This window comes from Moraxella sp. RCAD0137, assembly GCF_002894025.1.
Lineage (GTDB): Bacteria > Pseudomonadota > Gammaproteobacteria > Pseudomonadales > Moraxellaceae > Moraxella > Moraxella porci.
Genome location: NZ_LTCC01000003.1, coordinates 38,335 through 58,160 on the forward strand (window position 1 = coordinate 38,335; position 19,826 = coordinate 58,160).

General features: G+C 44.8%; 14 protein-coding genes and 2 pseudogenes. 8 read left to right on the forward strand and 8 right to left on the reverse strand.

The window, feature by feature from the left end:
* Positions 1-41: 41 nt before the first annotated feature.
* The 3 genes from AZ602_RS03710 to gmk all read right to left on the reverse strand — a co-directional run bounded on the left by AZ602_RS03710 (position 42) and on the right by gmk (position 3,533).
* Entirely contained in the window at positions 42-2,246 is a 2,205-nt protein-coding gene (locus AZ602_RS03710; RefSeq protein WP_103033765.1) for a bifunctional (p)ppGpp synthetase/guanosine-3',5'-bis(diphosphate) 3'-pyrophosphohydrolase, read from the reverse strand.
* Positions 2,247-2,517: 271 nt separating this feature from the next.
* Complete coding sequence (rpoZ, locus tag AZ602_RS03715; protein ID WP_103033766.1) at positions 2,518-2,790, reverse strand: DNA-directed RNA polymerase subunit omega; 273 nt, start codon at positions 2,788-2,790, stop codon at positions 2,518-2,520.
* Between the two features lie 128 nt (positions 2,791-2,918).
* Positions 2,919-3,533, reverse strand: coding sequence for a guanylate kinase (gmk, locus tag AZ602_RS03720; protein ID WP_103033767.1), 615 nt, complete (start codon positions 3,531-3,533; stop codon positions 2,919-2,921).
* Positions 3,534-3,650: 117 nt separating this feature from the next.
* Between gmk and ispH the strand changes: the two genes are divergently transcribed.
* Both ispH and recJ read left to right on the forward strand, forming a co-directional pair.
* Positions 3,651-4,586, forward strand: a complete 936-nt coding sequence (ispH, locus tag AZ602_RS03725; RefSeq protein ID WP_078317810.1) for a 4-hydroxy-3-methylbut-2-enyl diphosphate reductase — start codon at positions 3,651-3,653, stop codon at positions 4,584-4,586.
* Between the two features lie 45 nt (positions 4,587-4,631).
* Complete coding sequence (gene recJ / locus AZ602_RS03730; RefSeq protein ID WP_103033768.1) at positions 4,632-6,389, forward strand: single-stranded-DNA-specific exonuclease RecJ; 1,758 nt, start codon at positions 4,632-4,634, stop codon at positions 6,387-6,389.
* Between the two features lie 80 nt (positions 6,390-6,469).
* On the opposite strand, the gene AZ602_RS03735 is transcribed toward recJ, so the two are convergent.
* From AZ602_RS03735 to queE, 4 genes are all read right to left on the reverse strand, one after another.
* On the reverse strand, positions 6,470-7,453 hold the full coding sequence (locus AZ602_RS03735; protein ID WP_103033769.1) for a bile acid:sodium symporter family protein: 984 nt from the start codon (positions 7,451-7,453) through the stop codon (positions 6,470-6,472).
* A gap of 132 nt (positions 7,454-7,585) precedes the next feature.
* Entirely contained in the window at positions 7,586-8,218 is a 633-nt protein-coding gene (locus AZ602_RS03740) for a trimeric intracellular cation channel family protein (RefSeq protein ID WP_103033770.1), read from the reverse strand.
* Complete coding sequence (locus AZ602_RS03745; protein WP_103033771.1) at positions 8,219-9,181, reverse strand: multidrug resistance efflux transporter family protein; 963 nt, start codon at positions 9,179-9,181, stop codon at positions 8,219-8,221. It lies immediately after the preceding gene.
* Between the two features lie 24 nt (positions 9,182-9,205).
* Positions 9,206-9,928 (reverse strand): 7-carboxy-7-deazaguanine synthase QueE, encoded by a 723-nt coding sequence (gene queE / locus AZ602_RS03750; protein ID WP_103033772.1) that lies wholly within the window; start codon positions 9,926-9,928, stop codon positions 9,206-9,208.
* A 302-nt stretch (positions 9,929-10,230) separates the two neighbouring features.
* Between queE and AZ602_RS03755 the strand changes: the two genes are divergently transcribed.
* The 6 genes and pseudogenes from AZ602_RS03755 to AZ602_RS03770 all read left to right on the forward strand — a co-directional run bounded on the left by AZ602_RS03755 (position 10,231) and on the right by AZ602_RS03770 (position 17,872).
* A complete protein-coding gene (locus tag AZ602_RS03755; RefSeq protein ID WP_103033773.1) occupies positions 10,231-11,592 on the forward strand; it encodes a diaminobutyrate--2-oxoglutarate transaminase in 1,362 nt (453 codons plus the stop codon).
* A 136-nt stretch (positions 11,593-11,728) separates the two neighbouring features.
* Positions 11,729-11,791: pseudogene (locus tag AZ602_RS10385) on the forward strand (PT domain-containing protein); the annotation flags it as partial.
* Positions 11,781-11,858, forward strand: a pseudogene (locus tag AZ602_RS10390) (PT domain-containing protein); the annotation flags it as partial. The pseudogenes AZ602_RS10385 and AZ602_RS10390, both read left to right, overlap by 11 nt.
* A gap of 217 nt (positions 11,859-12,075) precedes the next feature.
* Positions 12,076-13,650, forward strand: coding sequence for a site-specific DNA-methyltransferase (locus tag AZ602_RS03760; RefSeq protein WP_369803862.1), 1,575 nt, complete (start codon positions 12,076-12,078; stop codon positions 13,648-13,650).
* An 18-nt stretch (positions 13,651-13,668) separates the two neighbouring features.
* Entirely contained in the window at positions 13,669-16,269 is a 2,601-nt protein-coding gene (locus AZ602_RS03765) for a DEAD/DEAH box helicase family protein (RefSeq protein WP_103033775.1), read from the forward strand.
* Positions 16,270-16,327: 58 nt separating this feature from the next.
* Positions 16,328-17,872 carry an aspartate aminotransferase family protein gene (locus AZ602_RS03770; RefSeq protein WP_103033776.1) on the forward strand — a complete coding sequence of 515 codons (1,545 nt, stop codon included), beginning with the start codon at positions 16,328-16,330 and terminating at the stop codon, positions 17,870-17,872.
* Positions 17,873-17,924: 52 nt separating this feature from the next.
* Here AZ602_RS03770 and uvrC read toward each other — a convergent pair whose 3' ends face one another.
* Positions 17,925-19,781 carry an excinuclease ABC subunit UvrC gene (gene uvrC / locus AZ602_RS03775; RefSeq protein WP_103033777.1) on the reverse strand — a complete coding sequence of 619 codons (1,857 nt, stop codon included), beginning with the start codon at positions 19,779-19,781 and terminating at the stop codon, positions 17,925-17,927.
* Positions 19,782-19,826 lie beyond the last annotated feature (45 nt).

Sequence of the window (19,826 nt, forward strand, 5' to 3'; positions counted from 1 at the left end):
CAATTTCAAGTATTTTTCATCTTACAGCGGCGATTATCGGCTTATTGGTATAGGCGCATGATGTTCGGGTAGCCCAGTAAAGTGCGCAGCTTTTCGATGCCTTCAGCAAGGTGCGAACGCGAGCGGACGACCACATGTAAGGTGGTGGTGCCGACCTTGTTTTTGTCTGATTTTGAGTCGAATTTGTTGTCGGCTTTGACATGCGTCTGCTCGACACCAATATTCAGCGCGCGCATCTCATAAATGACTTGGCTGATCTGCTCTTCGTTTAACATCGCATAGATGCGCAGCATGGCAGGAAAGCGCAGGGCATCGGGCTGATTTTGTAAGGCGCTGTCAGGCTTCCAGTTGAGCTGGATGATCTGATAGGGTGTATCGGCACGCACTGCTTGCAATGAGTAGCATTTGTGACGATGCACCACAAGTCCTTGGCGCGACAGATGGCCGACGATGTGATCGCCATAGATGGGGTTGCAGCAGCGTGCAAAATCGACTTCCACGCCTTTAATACCGGCAAGCAAATGCTTGGAGCGAGTGATCTCATTGCCATCAGCTGTATCGACTTCTTCGCTAAATAGCCGTGAGACGACAAGCTGTGGCAGTAGTACACCTGTCGATAATTGCATAAATAGCTCATCGGCTGTCTGAATGCCGCGCCACTTGATGATGTCAGCCCAGTCATCGTCATTCAAGTCATTGATCGATTTGCCATAAGTGTTCAAGGCGCGATCGAGGGCTTGTTTGCCGTACTGGATTTTTTGATCTTCGGGCAAATGCTTTAAAAATTTTAGAATCTCACTGCGAGCTTTGTTGGTCGCCACAAAGCCGAGCCACTCAGCGCGGGGCGTAGCGTCTTTATCAGTGTCGATACTCACCGTATCGCCATCAGCAAGCACCAGACCTAACTTGCCATGCTCATTATTGATATCGGCACCAGTTGCGATATTGCCGATGGCAGGGCCGACTGCATAAGCAAAATCCAGTGCTGTCGAGCCACGAGGCAGCTCATAGGCGCGGCCTTGTGGGCTGTAGCAGACGATTTTGCGTTCGTGCAGATAGCTGATCAACTCTTCGATGATGGCGATGTGGGCATTTTCGCCATCGCCTTCGGTTTCGCTGGCATTGGCCAGATCTTGCATATTGCGTAGGCTTGCTTGGATCACCGATTGGCTAATACTGGTGCGATCACTGCTGATGATGCCAAGGCGTGCCGACTCTTGCATGCGACGCGTCATCAGTGTGACTTTGATGTGGTTATAATCACGATCATAGAATAAAGTCAGTGATTGATTGCCACCTGCCAAGGGTTTGCGGATGTTATCGTGGATTTGGCGGCTGCTGATTTGGTATTTTTCGATGAGATAATTGGCCAGCTTGTCACAAGCTTCGATGTCTTTTAAGATGACCTCAAAATCATATTGGCGGATCAGTTGGTTGATCTGTCCGCGATTTCTAAAAAATTGGCGATACATCGAGGCGCGGTTATCGAGTACTTGGACATTGCCATCAAGGTTGAGATAGCCAAGCAAGTTTTGTAGATAGGTGCTGATTTCGGTTTTTTGAAAATTACGCCCAAGACCGTGTTGTAGCAGTTTATCGGTGAATTTATTGTACATCGCAGGGTTTAGGTTGCGATAGCACAAAAGCTCAATGTAGTCGGCGATGTTATTTAGCCCCATTAGGCGAGCAAATGGGATATAAAAATCCAAGGTCTCACGGGCGGTGCGTTTTTGTTTGTCCTCACTGACCGCATCGAGCGTGGACATATTGTGCAGGCGGTCGGATAGCTTGACGATCAGCACTCGCGGATCGATGAGTGTGGCGGTCAATATCTTATGAAAAGTTGCTGCTTGGCTTTGTTGCTTACTCATGCCAGAGGACTTAAGCTTGGTGACGCCATCAACCAAACGCGCCACCGTTTCGCCAAATTCGGTGGTGACAAGTTCTTCGGTGACTTCGGTATCTTCGACCGTGTCATGCAAAATCGCAGCGATGATGGTATCACGATCTAGGCGAAATCCCGCCAAAATCTCCGCCACCGCAATCGGATGCGTGATATACGGCTCGCCAGATTTGCGTTTATCTTTGATATGAGCCACATCGCCAAAATGACAGGCGCGCAACACATCAGCACGCTCAGCAGGCTTAAGGTAAGCGACGGCGCGCATTAGACTATCACGGGCTTCATCCACGAGCGGGTGGCTTAGATGTGTTGGAATGTCGTGTGGATGATAGCTGTCTAACATAGTGGCTCTTTTGGCTAGTGGATGTTTGGTCAGCTGATGACAAGCCGCCCCCCGATTTTGCAAATTTTTGTGCATCTGTATAATAAATCATCGATTGGGGGTGTTGTCAATATCCTAAAGCGGATTTTGTGGAAATTGTGTGGATTTGGCGATGGATGATGCTCAAGTCATCTGATGCATCGACCCTGATGCCGCGCCGATGCCGCATACAGACACAAAAAAAGCCATGCATGACATGGCTTATGATCGATGCGCTAATAGATCGATGCGATTATAGCGTATTGCCCAGCTGCTCTGGGGTGATCTCATATGACTGCATCGATTTGGCGAACAAATCTTCATCTGGCTCATCTAGGATGCCACGATTGACATTACCAGCGGCGATCTCACGCAGGGCAAGAACGGTCGGCTTGTCATTGTCCACAGGAACAGTCGGATCGACTTTGCCATTAGCAAGTTGGCGGGCACGCTTGCTTGCCACCAAAATCAGCTCAAAACGATTATCAACATTTACAAGACAATCTTCAATGGTTACTCGTGCCATAGCTTACTCTCAATTAAAAAGGGAAAAATCAGATAATCGCTTATTATAGCAAGCTTTTTGTGCTTTTTTAAGTGATTTTTGCGTGATTTGCTAAAATTTTACCGATTTTACCCAATTGACCAAAACCATCAATCTGCCAACAAATCCGCGATCAAAGCTTGATTGCGCGTGGCTTGTACCGCTAGGCTTAGGCGATGGCTTTTGATGATGGTTTGTAAATCGCTCAAGGCATCGGCAAAATCATCATTGATGACGACATAATCGAATTTATCATATTGGCGCATTTCAGTGATCGAGCCTGCCAGGCGTTTTTCGATGACTTCATCACTGTCTTGACCACGACCCGATAAGCGTGAACGCAAGGCATCACGGCTTGGTGGCAGAATAAAAATCATCACCGCATCACTGAATTTTTCTTTGACTTGTAGCGCGCCTTGCCAGTCGATTTCTAGGATGACATCCACGCCATCATGCAGTAGGTGTTCGACCGCTTGGCGTGTCGTACCATAGAAGTTGTCAAATACTTGGGCGTACTCTAAGAATGCTGATTCATCAATCATCTGTTTGAATGCATCCACCGTGGTGAAATGATAATGGACGCCATCGCTCTCACCAGGGCGGGGTGCGCGAGTGGTGTGCGAGATGCTGACGGTGAGATTGTCGGTGGTGGCAAGCAGTTCTTTGACTAGGCTGGTTTTGCCTGTGCCTGAAGCGGCGGTGATGATGAATAATTTGCCAGACATGAGTATTTCCTTTTTGATAAAATCGCAGTATGCGTTTAAATCAGGATATTTTAGCACAAATTGGCTGAAATTTGCTAAAATAGCACACAGTGATTTCGATAAACTATTGAGAAAATTATGAAAATTTTATTAGCCAATCCCCGTGGTTTTTGTGCAGGTGTCGATCGTGCCATCGCCATTGTCAATGAGGCCTTACGCCGTTTTCATCCGCCGATTTATGTGCGTCATGAAGTGGTGCATAATAAGTTTGTAGTCGAAGATTTGGCAAGTCGTGGGGCGGTGTTTGTCGAAGAGCTGGATGAAGTGCCTGATGGGGCGATTGTGATTTTTTCGGCGCATGGCGTATCCAAGGCAGTCGAAGATGAAGCGGCGCGCCGTGATTTAACAGTGTTTGATGCAACTTGCCCGCTAGTGACCAAGGTGCATATCGAAGTGGGGAAATTTGCCAAAGAAGGCATGGATGCGATTTTGATCGGGCACGCAGGACATCCTGAAGTCGAAGGCACGATGGGGCGATTTGATACAAGCTTTGGTGGTCGTATTCATCTGGTCGAAGATGCTGATGATGTGGCAAAGCTTGACTTGGATAAAGAAAATTTGGCATTCGTCACCCAGACGACGCTGTCGATGGACGATACGGCAGTGGTCATCGATGCGCTCAAAGACAAATACCCAAGCATCAACGCACCACGCAAAGATGACATCTGCTATGCCACCCAAAACCGCCAAGATGCGGTTAAGCTACTCTCCAAAGAGTGTGATGTCGTACTTGTGGTGGGCAGCCCCAATTCTAGTAACTCAAATCGCCTAAGAGAGCTGGCTGAGCGTATGGGCAAGCGCGCCTATCTGATTGATAATGCAGGACAAATGGATAAAGCATGGTTTGATGGTGTCAGCCATGTGGGTGTCACGGCAGGGGCATCAGCACCTGAAGTACTGATCCAAGAAGTGCTAGATACCTTGCAGTCATGGGGTGCAGATAAGCCAGTTGAGCTGTCTGGCATCGAAGAGAATGTCACCTTTAGCTTACCAAAATCACTGACCAAAGCTTAAGTAATCGATACAAGCATTTGCCAATCGCTATCTACTGGATGAACCATGACTCGTTTGACCTTGACACCACGCCTAGCCGAGCCGACTTCACAGACGCTGATTGATGCACTCGGGTTCCCGTCGCTTGCTCGTGTGCTACAGGCTCGCCATATCCACAGTGTCGATGAGCTCGATGTCGGTGTGGCGCATCTATTGCCTGCAGATGGCTTGATGGGGATTGATAGAGCGATTGAGCTGATTGATACTGCCATTGATCAGGGTGATAAGATTCTGATTGTTGGGGATTTTGACTGTGATGGTGCAACGAGCACGGCACTGATGATGCGAGTGCTACGGCAGATGGGGGCGGATGTCGAGTTTTTGGTCCCTGATCGCTTTAAGTTCGGTTATGGTCTGACGCCACAGATTGTTGAGTATGGGGTGTCGCTATATGAGCCTAAGCTGATCATCACGGTGGATAACGGCATCTCAAGTCATGATGGCGTTGCCAAGGCGACAGAGCTTGGCGTACAGGTGGTGATTACTGATCATCATCTGACTACCAAATCATCACCACCTGCTGATGCGGTGGTCAATCCCAATCAGATGGGCTGTGAGTTTGGCAGTAAATGGCTTGTGGGTGTGGGCGTGGCATTTTATGTCATGGGGCGACTTGCCAAGCACCGTAAGGCGCTTGCTAAGCCATCGGCGAATGTGGCGCAGTATCTGGATCTTGTGGCACTTGGCACGGTGGCAGATCTTGGCGTACTTGATCGCAATAATCGCATCTTGGTCAGTCATGGGCTTGCCCAAATCAGACAGGGGCGTGCTTGTGTGGGGATTTTGGCAATCCTAGAGCAAGCAGGGCGTGATTTTGCCAAGATTACCAGTGATGATTTTGGCTTTGCCATCGCACCCCGCATCAATGCCGCAGGGCGTATGGATAATATGCGTATCGGTGTCGAGTGCCTATTGACCGATGACTGGAGCGAAGCAAACCACCTAGCGATTGAGCTGAACAGACTCAACCATTCACGGCGTAGTGTCGAGATGACGATGAAAGATGAAGCCGTCGCCATCATTGATAATCTGCCACAGATGGCGGATAGTTCTGACGGCACGCCAAAAGCCATCGTGCTATACCAAGACAACTGGCATCAAGGTGTCATCGGTATCGTCGCAGGCAGGCTCAAAGAAAAGCTGTACCGCCCAAGCATTATTTTTGCGCCTGCGGATAATAACGAAATCGGCGAAGATGACTATATCAAAGGCTCAGCGCGCTCAATCGCTGGTATCCATATCCGTGATGCCATCGAAGCGGTCACCATGCGTCATCCGACACTGATTGAGCATTTTGGTGGTCATGCGATGGCAGCAGGCTTAACCATCAAAAAAGCCAATTTTGACGCCTTTGCCAAGGCATTTGCCGATGAGATTGATCGCTTTGATGCGTCGGTATTTCACGAAGAGCAATTTACCGATGGCGAATTGGATGCGCGTGAGTTTAGTCTGCAGTTTGCACAGACGCTATCGCAAATCAGTGTCTGGGGCAATGGCTTTGCACCGCCGAGCTTTGATGGGGAATTTGAAGTGCTCAATCATCGAGTGCTCAAGGATAAGCATCTAAAGCTGACCTTAAAGATGGCAGGCGTGCAATATCCGATTGATGCGATATGGTTCAACTACGAGCCGTCTGTGTGGGATTATCGAGCCAGCCGAGTACATATCCTATATACACTGGATATCAATGAGTGGCAGGGCAGCCAAAGCTTACAGCTGATCATCAAGGATTTGGCAGTGTGCCAGATCGTCATGATGCCATAGTTGTGTTAGCGACTTTAAAGATGGCGACCTGCCATTGGCTAAATCAATTAAGATGGATGCAGGTCGCATTTTTTGCTAGATTAGGAAGTGCGCGAAGAAAGCTTGACGCTGGTCTTGGAATGCTTTTTATCCCACCAAGCAAAAGCATTGCCAAGTACAGTGCCTGAAATGGAATGCCAAACACAAGCAACTGCAGTGGCAACGGCAGATTCGGCATTGGCAGGGAAAAATTTTGCACTCAGACCTGTAGCAAGCCCAGCATTTTGTACACCCACTTCGATGGCAAGCGTACGCTTTTTGGCGGTATTCATTCCCATAAATGCACCAGAAAAATAACCCAGCAAATAGCCACCGATATTATGCAGTGCGATGGCAGCGACCATGACCAAGGCTGATTCAAAAAATCGATGACCATGTACGGCTGCCACACCACCTACGATAGCGGCAAAAGCAAGCACAGCCACACCTGGCATAATATTTCTTACATCAACGAACCATGATTTGTTTTGTAGAGTGATATTAGCAAATGAGCCGATTAGCACAGGAAATAAGGTGACAATCAGCATAAATTTGAACATACCCCAACCGCCCATAGCGACAGTTTCACCGACCAAGTATAACATCCATAGCGGTGCCATGACAGGTGCCAAAATGGTTGAAGCGGTTGTCATGCCGACAGAAAATGCAACATCACCTTTGGCAAGATAACTCATGATGTTTGAGGATACGCCACCGGGGCAGCATCCGACCAGTACCAAACCTAATGTTAAACCATCCGATAGATTTAGCATTTTACTGATACCGATAGCAAGTAGTGGCATGATGGTATACTGCGCGATGGTGCCAACCATAATATCCAAAGGGCGCTTGGCTAAGATTTGATAATCTTGCTTGCCCAATGTCATTCCCATGCCAAGCATGATTGTCCCCAGGACAAGCATTTGGGCATTGCCTTTTACCCAAGAAAAAGTAGCGGGCTCAATCATGGCAATGATTGCAGCGGCGATGATCACCAGTGCAGTAAAACGAGTCAGTTGCTGACTGACATTAACCAAAAATGGCATGATGTATAATCTTTTATCGCTGTTTAACTTATCCGTTGTATTATCAGTGAATTTTATGGCTGATTCAAATGAATAGATGTTATAACCATGCAAGCTTTTTTATTAATGTATCAACTGATCGCTAGCGATATTTCACCGTCTCAACTGTATCGACGGCAAATGCCAATCAAACTTCACCGCCAACATCCGTATGCCAAAGATGCTAATCAGTGCCACCGTCTCACGCACCCAGTCAGCGACATCAAAGTGCAGTAGTGTCAGATACAGCACCGAGCCTGCGATACTTGCTGAGATGTAGATTTCTTTTTGGAGCACTAGGGGGATTTCGTTACAGATCATATCACGCATGATACCGCCTGCGATACTCGTCATCACCGCCATTAGTATGGCAATGATTGGATGTGCATCAAGCGATAACGCCACCGTCAGACCAATCACGCTAAACGCTGCCAAACCGATAGCATCAAATAATTTTAACATCCCATCAATCTTCTGATGACGGTAAAAAAACATCTGCCCCAAAATCGATGTCAGCGTAATCACGACGACATAGCTGAGATCCGTCATCCAAAACAGTGGATGGCGACCCAGCATCACATCCCTGAGTGTGCCACCACCGATGGCATTGACCATCGACACCAAGATACAGCCAAACAAATCAAATCGCTTATACAGAGCAAGCGTCGTACCAGCAATCGCACAGGCGATGATGCCGACCATATCCAACAGATAGATCATTTGTTCAGGGCTAAACGGTAAATTCATCTAACTTTGCATCCGACAAAATAACACAATACCAATACTCACCATCGCAATACCAATCCAGCTCATCACCGAAGGGATCGGCGTACCAAGCAGTAGCACACCGCCAATCAGCGAAAAAATCACTTCGGTGGCTTGAGTGGCATCGACCCCAGCGATTTGACTGCCATTGGCTGCCTTTGAGCGAGCGTACAAAAATAGCGATGTGGCGATGACGCCAGCAAATAAGGCGACCAATAGGGCGTTGAACGCTTGTGATACACCCAGCATCAGCGGCTGTACGATGAGCCCAAGCACCAACCAAAACGGTAGCGACCCTGCCGACAGTAGCCATACCTTGTGCAGTGGACTTGCCATCAGCTCGCTGGTCAAATGCGGTACTTTGGATAACAAAGGATGCGTCGATGGTGGGCGAGTAGCATACCAAACCAGTTGATTGCCAATCGGGAAACAAAATCCCGCTACCAAACAAGGTAACGCACCAAGCAGTAGCAAAGTCGTCAGCGAACCTGTCGTACCGCCATGTAAGCCTTCACCGATATTGGTCAGCACCACCCCGGCAAAGATCAGCACGCTGGTGGCGATCACTTTTTTATTGATCGTCTCGCCAAAGAGTGCAAGTACGATCAGGCTTGCCACTGTCGTAAACTGAAAAGTCGCTGCGATCACCCAGCCGGGTGCATGATCCGCACCAAAGCATAGCGGTGCATAAAATAACCCAAAGCCAATACCGCCTGCGATGCACCAAAATTTATAATGTTCGCCAAATAAACGACACAGACCGACAAGCGTACCGACGCCGCTTTTGATACTGATCATCGCTGATAACAATAGCCACATGAACACATAGCGTAATGATGCCGACCAAAACCAATGACCGCCTTGGCTTGACATCAGCTCATTGAGTACAAAGGTTGAGCTAAAAAATGCCCCCGCGACCACACCGATTAGGATAAGCTTTAGCATCACGACATCCTTGTGAGTGATTGATTATTTACCTTTGGCATCTGCCCAGATGATTTTGTGTAGCTGAAGCCCAAAACGCACCGGCAAGCCATCAGCCAGTATCCATTCGGCCAGTTGTGTTGCCATGTTTGGCACTTCGCCCTTGTGAGCGGTGTGGACATCAAACATCGGCGAGAACCATACTGTACCGACTTTTTTATCAAGCTTATAAGTATGCAGTTTATCCACCGCCCAATCATAGTCCGCACGGTCAGCGATGACGATTTTGAGTTGGTCGTGATGAGTGAGATAATCCAAATTCTTCCACAAATTTTTATCCATCTCACCGGATGAAGGCGTCTTTAGATCCATCACTTTTGAGACGGCAGTAGGGACATCCTTGACAGATAATGCCCCTGCGGTCTCAAGCGAGATTTCATAACCCAAGCTTAATAATCTATCCATCAAAGCGATGGCATTGGGCTGTGCCAGAGGCTCACCACCAGTCACGCAGACACGCTTGCACGGATATTGGCTGATATGATCAATAATCTCATCTAAGCTAAAACGCTCACCACCTGTAAATGAATAAGTGGTATCACAATAAGTACAGCGGAGCGGACAGCCTGTCAGTCGGATAAAAATCGTCGGCAATCCCGATGTCAATGCTTCACCTTGTAGCGAATAAAAAATCTCGGTGAGCTTTAGCCCTGCTTGTGGGTCGGTGGTGGGGATTTTGGTGTTGCGAAGTGGGTCGGTGATGGTCATTGTACTGGCGTGTCAAATAAATTGGCTATTGTAACGAAATTGCCATCAAATTTCTATAAAATCATCTGTGTCAATCGCTAAAAAGCGTAAGTAAATATGGCAAGGGTAAAAACGATGCTTGGTTACAAAAAAGTTTGGCAATTTGGCAAAAAAAGCTTTTATTTTTTAAAAAAAGGCGTATCATGCGCTTGTTTGTTTTTGTGATAGAAAACAAGCATACACTCAAGTCTTAGACTTGGTCATTTTCACCCATAAGTCATAGGAAAAGATAACCACGACTTAAACTTTGTTAAGGCTGTTTTATGAATGCAACACCTGTAAAACCAATCACTGATGCGACCAATGAATACTACCTAACTCGCCAAAATGAGATGGAGTCTAATGTTCGCAGTTACCCACGCAAGCTGCCATTGGCAATCGCTAAAGCACAAGGTTGCTGGATCACCGATGTCGAGGGTAATGAGTACCTTGACTGCTTAGCTGGTGCAGGCACACTTGCTCTTGGGCATAACCATCCTGCTACGATTAACGCCATCAAAGATGTATTGGAAAGCGGGTTGCCATTGCACACCCTTGACATCACAACGCCGATCAAAGATGCGTTTACCGAAAAGTTGTTGTCATTTTTCCCACAAGACTTCGTTCTGCAATTTTGTGGCCCAACGGGTGCCGACGGCACAGAGGCTGCGATTAAGCTTGCCAAGACTTACACAGGTCGTGACAATGTCATCGCCTTTAGCGGTGGCTATCATGGCATGACACATGGCTCGCTTGCGATGACAGGCAACCTATCTGCCAAAGAAAAAGTTGGCAATCTGATGGCAGGCGTGCAGTTCATGCCATATCCGCACGAATACCGTTGCCCACTGGGTCTGGGCGGTGAAGCGGGTGTCGATGCCTTGACTTATTATTTTGAGAACTTCATCGAAGATGTCGAAAGCGGCGTGGTCAAGCCTGCTGCGGTCATCTTAGAGGCCATCCAAGGTGAGGGCGGTGTCGTCCCAGCACCTGCCAAATGGCTACAAAAAATCCGTGAAGTCACTGCCCGTCATGACATCGTACTTATCCTAGATGAAGTACAAGCAGGCTTTGCTCGCTCTGGCAAGATGTTCGCCTTTGAACACGCAGGCATTACCCCTGATGTGGTGGTGATGAGTAAGGCGGTTGGCGGTGGCTTGCCACTGTGCGTACTTGCGATTAATAAGAAATTTGACGCATGGGCACCAGCAGGTCATACAGGTACATTCCGTGGCAATCAGCTGGCGATGGCAGCAGGTTATAATGTTCTAGAAGAAATCACCAAAAACAACCTAGCTGAGAACTCTCGCATCCAAGGCGAATTTTTACGCGCTGAACTTAAAAAAGTCGCAGAACAGTATCCATGTATCGGCCATGTGCGTGGCCGTGGTCTGATGACAGGTATTGAAATCGTCGATGAGCGTAAAGCTGCTGACCACATGGGTTCATACCCTGCAGATGCCGAGCTTGCCGCAGCCATCCAAAAAGCTTGCTTTGATAATAAGCTGCTACTTGAGCGTGGTGGTCGTGGTGGTACGGTAGTGCGCTTACTTTGCCCAATCACCATCACTGCTGATGAGTGCAAGGAAGTCATCACACGCTTCACAAAAGCTGTTGATGAAGCAGTGAAAGCTGTGCGTGGCTAGGCGTTAATTGTAATTTAAAAATAAAGGCGTGCCAAGTGGTGCGTCTTTATTTTTGCCAAAAACTGGCTTTATGTTTATCAAACAATTTGTTAAAATAAAAAAATTTACTTGACACTTGCTTACGGAAAATCGCAAAATGAACCAACCAACCAACCAACCAACCAACCAACCAACCAACCAACCAACCAACCAACCAACCAACCAACCAACCAACCAACCAACCAACCAACCAACCAACCAACCAACAGCTTAAAAACTGCCCATAATATCGACTTTTTTGGTGAAAAATTAGTCAAACTTCGTCAAATCTTGCCCGAAATTTTCAGCGAGCATCAGCTGGACTTAGATAAAATCAAAACCCTGCTTGGCGAACATATCGCCCAAAACGAACGCTACGGCTTAAATTGGGCGGGAAAATCAACCGCCTATCAAGCTCTGCAACGCCCCACAAATAATACATTAGCCCCTTGTCATGCCGAAAGCGTGGATTTTGATACCACACAAAATATTTTTATTGAAAGTGATAATTTAGAAGCCCTAAAAATATTACAAAAATCCTATGCTGGCAAAATCAAAATGATATACATTGACCCACCTTATAATACGGGCAATGATTTTATTTATCACGATGATTTTAGCCAAAGCAAAAAAGATTATGAAATCGCCATAGGTGATAGAAATGTCAACGGTGAATTATTAAAATCCTTTAAAAAGAACAGCAAAGACAATGGGCATTATCATTCTAATTGGCTCAATATGATGTTACCCCGTTTGCATTTGGCTCATACTTTACTTTCTGATGATGGGGTGATTTTTATTAGTATTGATGATAATGAACAGGCTCAATTAAAGTTGTTGTGTGATGAGATTTTTGGGGGAGAGAATTTTGTTGATTGTTTAATTTGGAAAAGTAAAAATGGCGGTGGAAATGATGCAAAATTCTTTTCATCGGATTATGAGTATGTAATGGTTTATGCTAAAGACGCCAATCAATTTGAATTGTTTGATGATTTGAAAGCTGAAACCACAACAAACTATCAATATGAAGATGAGTTTGGAAAATATGCTTTAGATAGATTGGATAAAAAAGCATTGGGGTATATCAAAAGTTTAGACTATCCAATCACAGCACCTGATGGAACAATATATACAGTTGAACAGCCAAATCCAGATAATCCTACTGCTCGTTGGAGATGGTCTGAACAATTAGTAAAAGAAAGATATAATGAATTGGTATTTAAGAATGGTTATGTTTATACTAAAAGTTATGAAAAATTAGGGGCAAAACCTAGAAATTTATTAGTAGATACTCGTTTTGGACGTACTCAAAATGGAAAAATTGAACTAAAAGAACTATTTGATAATATTAGTTATTTTAGTTTTCCAAAAACTGCAAAATTGATTATTCATTTATTAGGAATATCAACCAACAAAAATTCCATTATCCTAGACTTTTTTGCAGGTTCGGCAACCACCGCCCACGCTGTCATGCAATTAAACGCAGAAGATAACGGCAACCGTCAGTTTATAATGGTGCAACTGCCAGAACTTACTGATGAAAAAAGCGAAGCCTATAAAGCAGGATTTAAAACCATTAGCGACATTTCCAAAGAACGCATTCGCCGTGCAGGGGCAAAAATTAAAGCAGATAATCCTGAAAAGAATTTAGATGTGGGATTTAAGGTTTTTAAATTAACGGACAGTAATTTTAAAGCGTGGCAAATTGATGATAATGATATCGCCCAGCAATTAGAAATGTATATTGACCCCTTAAAAGACAATGCAAATGAAATGGATATTGTCTATGAACTGTTATTAAAAATGGGATTAAAATTAACGGCGGATATTAAATTTGATAATGGCGTTTATTGGCTAACTTGTGAAAATAAATCGTACGCCATTGTGCTAAATTCATTATCCCAAGATAAGTTTAATGTCATGATCGCCAAAAAACCTGCCAAAACCGTTGTATTGGACAAAGCATTTTTAAATGACAGTGAAAAATCCAATGTGATTTTGCAATTTAAAGATGCTGGACTAAATTTTGAAAGTATTTGATTATTGGGGGAATGGGTAATGCAAATCCAATATGAACATTTAGATTATCAAAAACAGGCGATTGATAGTATTGTGAATTTATTTCAAGGCGAAATCACACATCATCAAGATGATTTTAGCTTGTCGGATAAAGACAATGTGCGTGTGATTGCCAATGAATTATCATTATCCAAAGATGATATTTTTGATAATCTAAAAAATATCCAAACGCAAAATCAGCTTTCTTTATCTGATAAATTGGATAGTTTGTATTTCAGCGTGGAAATGGAAACGGGTACGGGCAAAACTTTTGTTTATTTAAATACCATTTTTGAGCTTTATCAACGCTATGGCTGGCGAAAATTTATCATTGTTGTGCCAAGTGTTGCCATTCGTGAAGGCGTATTGCAAACTTTAAATAGCACAAAAAGCTATTTTAAAGATGAATTTAATTCACCTATTTATCATTATTATGAATATGATGGTAAGAAACTGAACTTATTAAAACAATTTGCCACAAGTAATCATATTGAAATTTTGGTGATGAATATTCAATCTTTTGAAAAAGAAAGCAATATCATCAATCAAGAGCGAGAAAGTGGTGTATTGATGGAATTAATCCGTGCGACCAATCCAATTGTTATTATTGATGAGCCACAAAATATCAGTAGCGATAAACGCAAAAATGCCATTGATAATTTAAATCCGTTATTTACGGTTGGGTATTCGGCAACGCACAAAGAAGTTATCAATAAAGTATATAGCCTAAATCCTGTACAGGCATTTGAGAAGAATTTGGTAAAACAAATTGTCGTCAATTCTGTGGCATCTGAGGATAAAAATAATGCTTTTATTGAATTAAAAGAAGTCGTTAATAAAGGTGGATTAAAAGCAAAAATTATCATTGATATAAATGAAAATAAAGAATTAAAAAGAAAGCCTATTAAAGTAAAAACAGGCGATGATTTATATGAAAAATCAAAACAAAATCCTAATTATCAAGGATTTATTGTTGATGGTATTGATTTGGAAAACCAAACGATTAAGTTTTCTAATGGCGTACAAATTACCTCTGGCGTCAATTTAGATCATCTAAAAGATGATATCATGAAACAGCAAATCCATGAGACAATTAAGGTTCATTTACAGCGTGAAAAACAATTAAATCCATTAGGCATTAAAGTATTGTCGCTATTTTTTATTGATAAAGTGGAAAATTATCGCACCAATGCACAAGGTGAATTGGGGAAATTTTATAAATGGTTTGAAGAGTTGTATGAATTAGAAGTCAAACAATCAGCGAGTGGCGTACATAATGGTTATTTTAGCCAAGACAAAAAAGGCAATGCAAAAAATAGTAACGGCACAACCAAAGATGATAATGATGCTTATGAATTGATCATGAAAGATAAAGAGCGGTTATTGTCTTTTGATGAGCCTGTGCGATTTATTTTTAGTCATTCGGCATTAAAAGAGGGCTGGGATAATCCCAATGTTTTTCAGATTTGCACTTTAAATGAAACGACATCTACCATTAAAAAACGCCAAGAAATAGGGCGAGGACTTCGTTTACCTGTGGATCAAAAAGGCGAGCGAATTTATGATGAAAAGGTTAATATTTTAACGGTCATTCCCAATGAAAGCTATGAGCAATTTGCCAACAGTTTACAGCAGGAATATGTTGATGATTGTGGTGTTAAATTTGAAAAATCACTTGTAAAAGATAGTAGAAATGAACGCACGGTTACATATCGTTTTGATGCGTTTACCGATCCATTATTTTTACAAATTTGGCAACGCATTCGCCAAAAAACCAAATATTGTGTTGAATTTGATAGTGATGAATTGATTAAACTGGCAGGCCAAGCATTAAATAAAATGCCAGTCATTGCCAAACCAAAAATTGAAATCAAAAAAGCAAGACTCATTCAAAATAGTGAATCGGGCGTACAGGCAGAAGAAATTTATTCTGATTATCAGTATTTGGATAAAAAAATTGCCATACCTGATATTTTAAAGACATTGCAAAATAAAACGGGATTAACTCGTCAAACTTTGGTTGAGATTTTAAAACAATCTGGGCGGATTGATGAAGTAAAAAATAACCCACAACGCTTTATTGAAGTTGTCTCAGAAATTATTAACCACCAGTTGCAGTCATTGATGGTAGAGGGTATTGAATATAAGCAATTGAATGATATGTATGAACAAAGTTTATTTGAGACTTATCAAATTTTTGCTAATGAATACACTTTTGATATCAATAAAATGCAAAAGACCATTTATAATGGCGTGCTAGATTTGGATTCAAAAACTGAACATCAATTTGCGACCGATTGCGAAAATTATGATGAGCAAGTGGTGTTTTATTTTAAATTGCCCAAAAAATTTAAAATCCCAACACCAATCGGTAATTACAATCCCGATTGGGCGGTGATTGTAAGAAAAGAGGGCGAGCAGGCTTATTTTATTGCCGAAACTAAAAATACAAACAGTAAGTCTGTGCAAGATGGGGTGCTATTGAACGAATTAAGACAAAAAGAGCAGTTCAAAATTGCTTGCAGCAAAAAGTATTTTGAATTTATTGATGGTATTGATTATGAAGTGGTGCAAAAGGTTGATGAATTGACCCAAAAATAATGAGGCATTAGGCGAAATATGCTAAAATAAAGTAATTTTTATTGTTTAGGATAAATCTATGCCAACTTTTGACCAACACAAACAAGCCCTACTGTGCAACGATGCCCAATCGATCGCCGATTATGAATCCGCGATGGCACAAGCCACCCAAGCCGTCGCCCAGTGGCTAAAAAATGAAAAAATGTACACTGGTGGCAGTATCAAACAACTTCGCTCAGAAATCGCCTTTGAGCCAACCAAAGAAGGCCTCGGCGTGCATGCATCGCTTGAGCGACTTGTTGAGCTGTTTTTGAATAAAAGCCTAAAGGTACATCATCCACATTCATTGGCACACTTGCATTGCCCAACGATGGTGACAAGCCAAATCGCCGAAGTGCTCATCAATGCCACCAACCAATCGATGGACTCATGGGATCAAAGCCCAGCAGGTTCATTGATGGAAGTGCAGCTGATTGACTGGCTACGCCAAAAAGTCGGCTATGGTAGCGGTACGGCTGGCGTCTTTACTTCAGGTGGTACGCAGTCGAACTTGATGGGTGTGCTGCTGGCTCGCGATTGGTGCATTGCCAAAAATTACCAAAATAGCGACGGACAAGCATGGTCTGTACAGCGTGATGGCATCCCTGCCGATGCCATGCAAAAGGTGAAAGTCATTTGCTCAGAAAATGCCCATTTTAGCGTCCAAAAAAACATGGCAATGATGGGTATGGGATTTCAATCGGTGGTGACGGTACCAGTCAATGATAATGCCCAAATTGATATCGCAGCGCTTGAAAAAACCATGCAAGCACTGCAAGATGATGGCAAAATCGTCGCCTGTGTGGTGGCAACTGCAGGCACGACCGATGCAGGCGCGATTGACGATCTAAAGGCGGTGCGTGCATTGACTGATAAATTTGGCGCGTGGATGCATATTGATGCGGCATGGGGCGGGGCGTTGTTGTTGTCTAACGAGTATCGGGATATGCTGGATGGTATTGAGTTATCCGATTCGGTGACGCTTGATTTTCATAAGCACTTTTTCCAAAGCATCTCATGCGGTGCATTCCTACTAAAAGATGAGCAAAATTATCGCTTTATGCACTATGAAGCAGAATATCTGAACTCTGCTTATGATGAGGAGCATGGCGTACCAAATCTTGTTTCTAAGTCATTACAGACCACACGCCGTTTTGATGCGTTGAAGCTGTGGATGACCATTGAAGCATTGGGCGAAGAGTTGTATGGCTCGATGATTGACCATGGGGTGAAGCTGACTCGCCAAGTGGCTGAGTATATCAAGGCGACTGATGGGCTTGAACTATTGGTGGAGCCACAATTTGCATCGGTGCTATTCCGTGTCGTGCCACAAGGCTATCCTGCCGAGTTTATTGATAGCTTGAACCAAAATGTCGCCGATGAGCTATTTGCTCGTGGTGAAGCAAATATCGGCGTGACTCGTGTGATTGATGCACGCCAAGATGTGCAGTCGCTCAAGATGACAACACTAAGCCCAGTTGCGACACTAGAGAATGTCCAAGCACTGCTTGCTCAAGTACTCGCCGAAGCCGAACGCATCAAAGATGATATCGCAAATGGTAACTACACGCCACCGATTGACTGATTTGCTTGTCATCAAATCAGTCCAAGCCGCCTTTATCATAAAGGCGGTTTTTTTAGTCGTGCAGCGCCTTATAGATGGTCGCTGCCAGCATGCTGCCGATACCTTTGACCTGTGCGATCTCATCTTGGGATGCGCCCAGCAGCTGCTGCATACCACCGAAGTGATTTAATAAACTGCGGCGGCGCGTCTGGCCAAGACCAGGGATGACTTCGAGCACCGAGCTTGCGCGTTTTTTATCGCGTTTTTTTCGGTGGGCGGTGATGGCGAAGCGGTGTGCCTCATCACGGATCTGCATGATCAGATGCAGCGCCTTATGATCGGCAGACAGATCCAGCGGCTCATGATCGATGAAGTGCAGCACTTCCAGACCTGCTTTGCGTCCTTCACCTTTGGCGACACTGACGAGCAGTGTATCATTGAGTTTACCAAGCTCATCGAGTACCTCTTTGGCGATGTTCAGCTGCCCTTTGCCGCCATCAATGAGTAAAAGATCGGGCAGCGGATGCTTGCTATATCGGCGCATCAGCACTTGGCGCATGGCGGCATAGTCATCACCTGCTGTGATGTCATGGATGGCATATTGGCGATAGTCGCGCTTACGCATGCCGCCTTGGTCGAACACCACGCACGAGCCGATGGCGGCCTCGCCCATCGTATGACTGATGTCAAAGCACTCGATGCGATCGATGGTGTCACTGGTGATGGGAGTGAGTACCGCTTGTAGATGACCAAAGCGCGCCTGCAGCTCTTTTTTGTCTTTTAGCTTGGTGGATAGGGCATTATTGGCATTGAGACTGGCGATCGACAGCCAGTCATCGCGGTGCTTGATGACGCGGTGCTTGATGGTGGTGCGCTTATCGAAGCGTTCTGACAACACAGTTGCCAAGGCCTCACTGTCTGACAGTGCCACGGAGGTGATGATCTCACTGGGCAGATCATCACCGACCTGAAAATAAAACGACAACAAAAACTCGCTGAGTCGCTCGGATGTGTCTTTGGCATCAGGCGCGATGTCATCGGGAAAATAGTTTTTGCCGCCTAACACCTGACCGCCACGCACCGTCAAGACATGCACCACCACCACACCAGAGCGCTCACTGATGGCGAATACATCCGCCTCACCCGATAAGCGAAACACCGCCTGCCTTGCTTGCAGATCACTGATCATGGTCAGTCTATCACGATAAAATACCGCTTGTTCGAAGTTGAGCTGTTCGGCGGCTGATTCCATCTTTTCGATCAAGATGCTTTGCACCGCATTGGAATTGCCTTGCAAAAACGCCAGCGCCGCCTCGACATCGGCAGCATATTCATCATAAGAGACCATCCCGACACACGGCGCCTTGCAGCGCTTGATCTGATATTCCAGACACGGGCGCTTACGCAGCTTAAAAAAGCTGTTGGTGCAGCTTCGAAGCATGAATAGCTTTTGCATCAGTAGCAGCGATTCTTTGGCGCTGTGTGCCGATGGATAAGGGCCGAAGAATCTGCCTTGTACATGATTGCCCTTACCGCGTCCGATGCCTAGGCGCGGAAATTTATCGGTGCTGACATAGATGTACAGATACGATTTGTCATCTCTTAGGATGATATTATAAGGCGGTCTGTGGTTTTTGATGAGGTTTTGTTCTAACAGCAGCGCCTCGGTTTCGCTACGGGTGATGATGATCTCGATGTCATCGATGCGCTGCACCAAAGCTTGGGTTTTTGGATGCTCGATGGTTTTGGCAAAGTAGCTGTTCACGCGGTTTTTGAGTGATTTGGCTTTACCGACATACAATATCTCACCTGATTTATTTAGCATTTTATAGACGCCGGGCAGATTGGGCAGTGCCTGCACCAGTGCTTTTAGGCGCTGTTTTTTGTCGGCGGTGGATTCGTTTGGGTGAAGCTGTGATTCGTGAGTCATGGCGGTGTCTTTGGCTGTCTTTTAATTTATCTTTCTTTTGCTGTG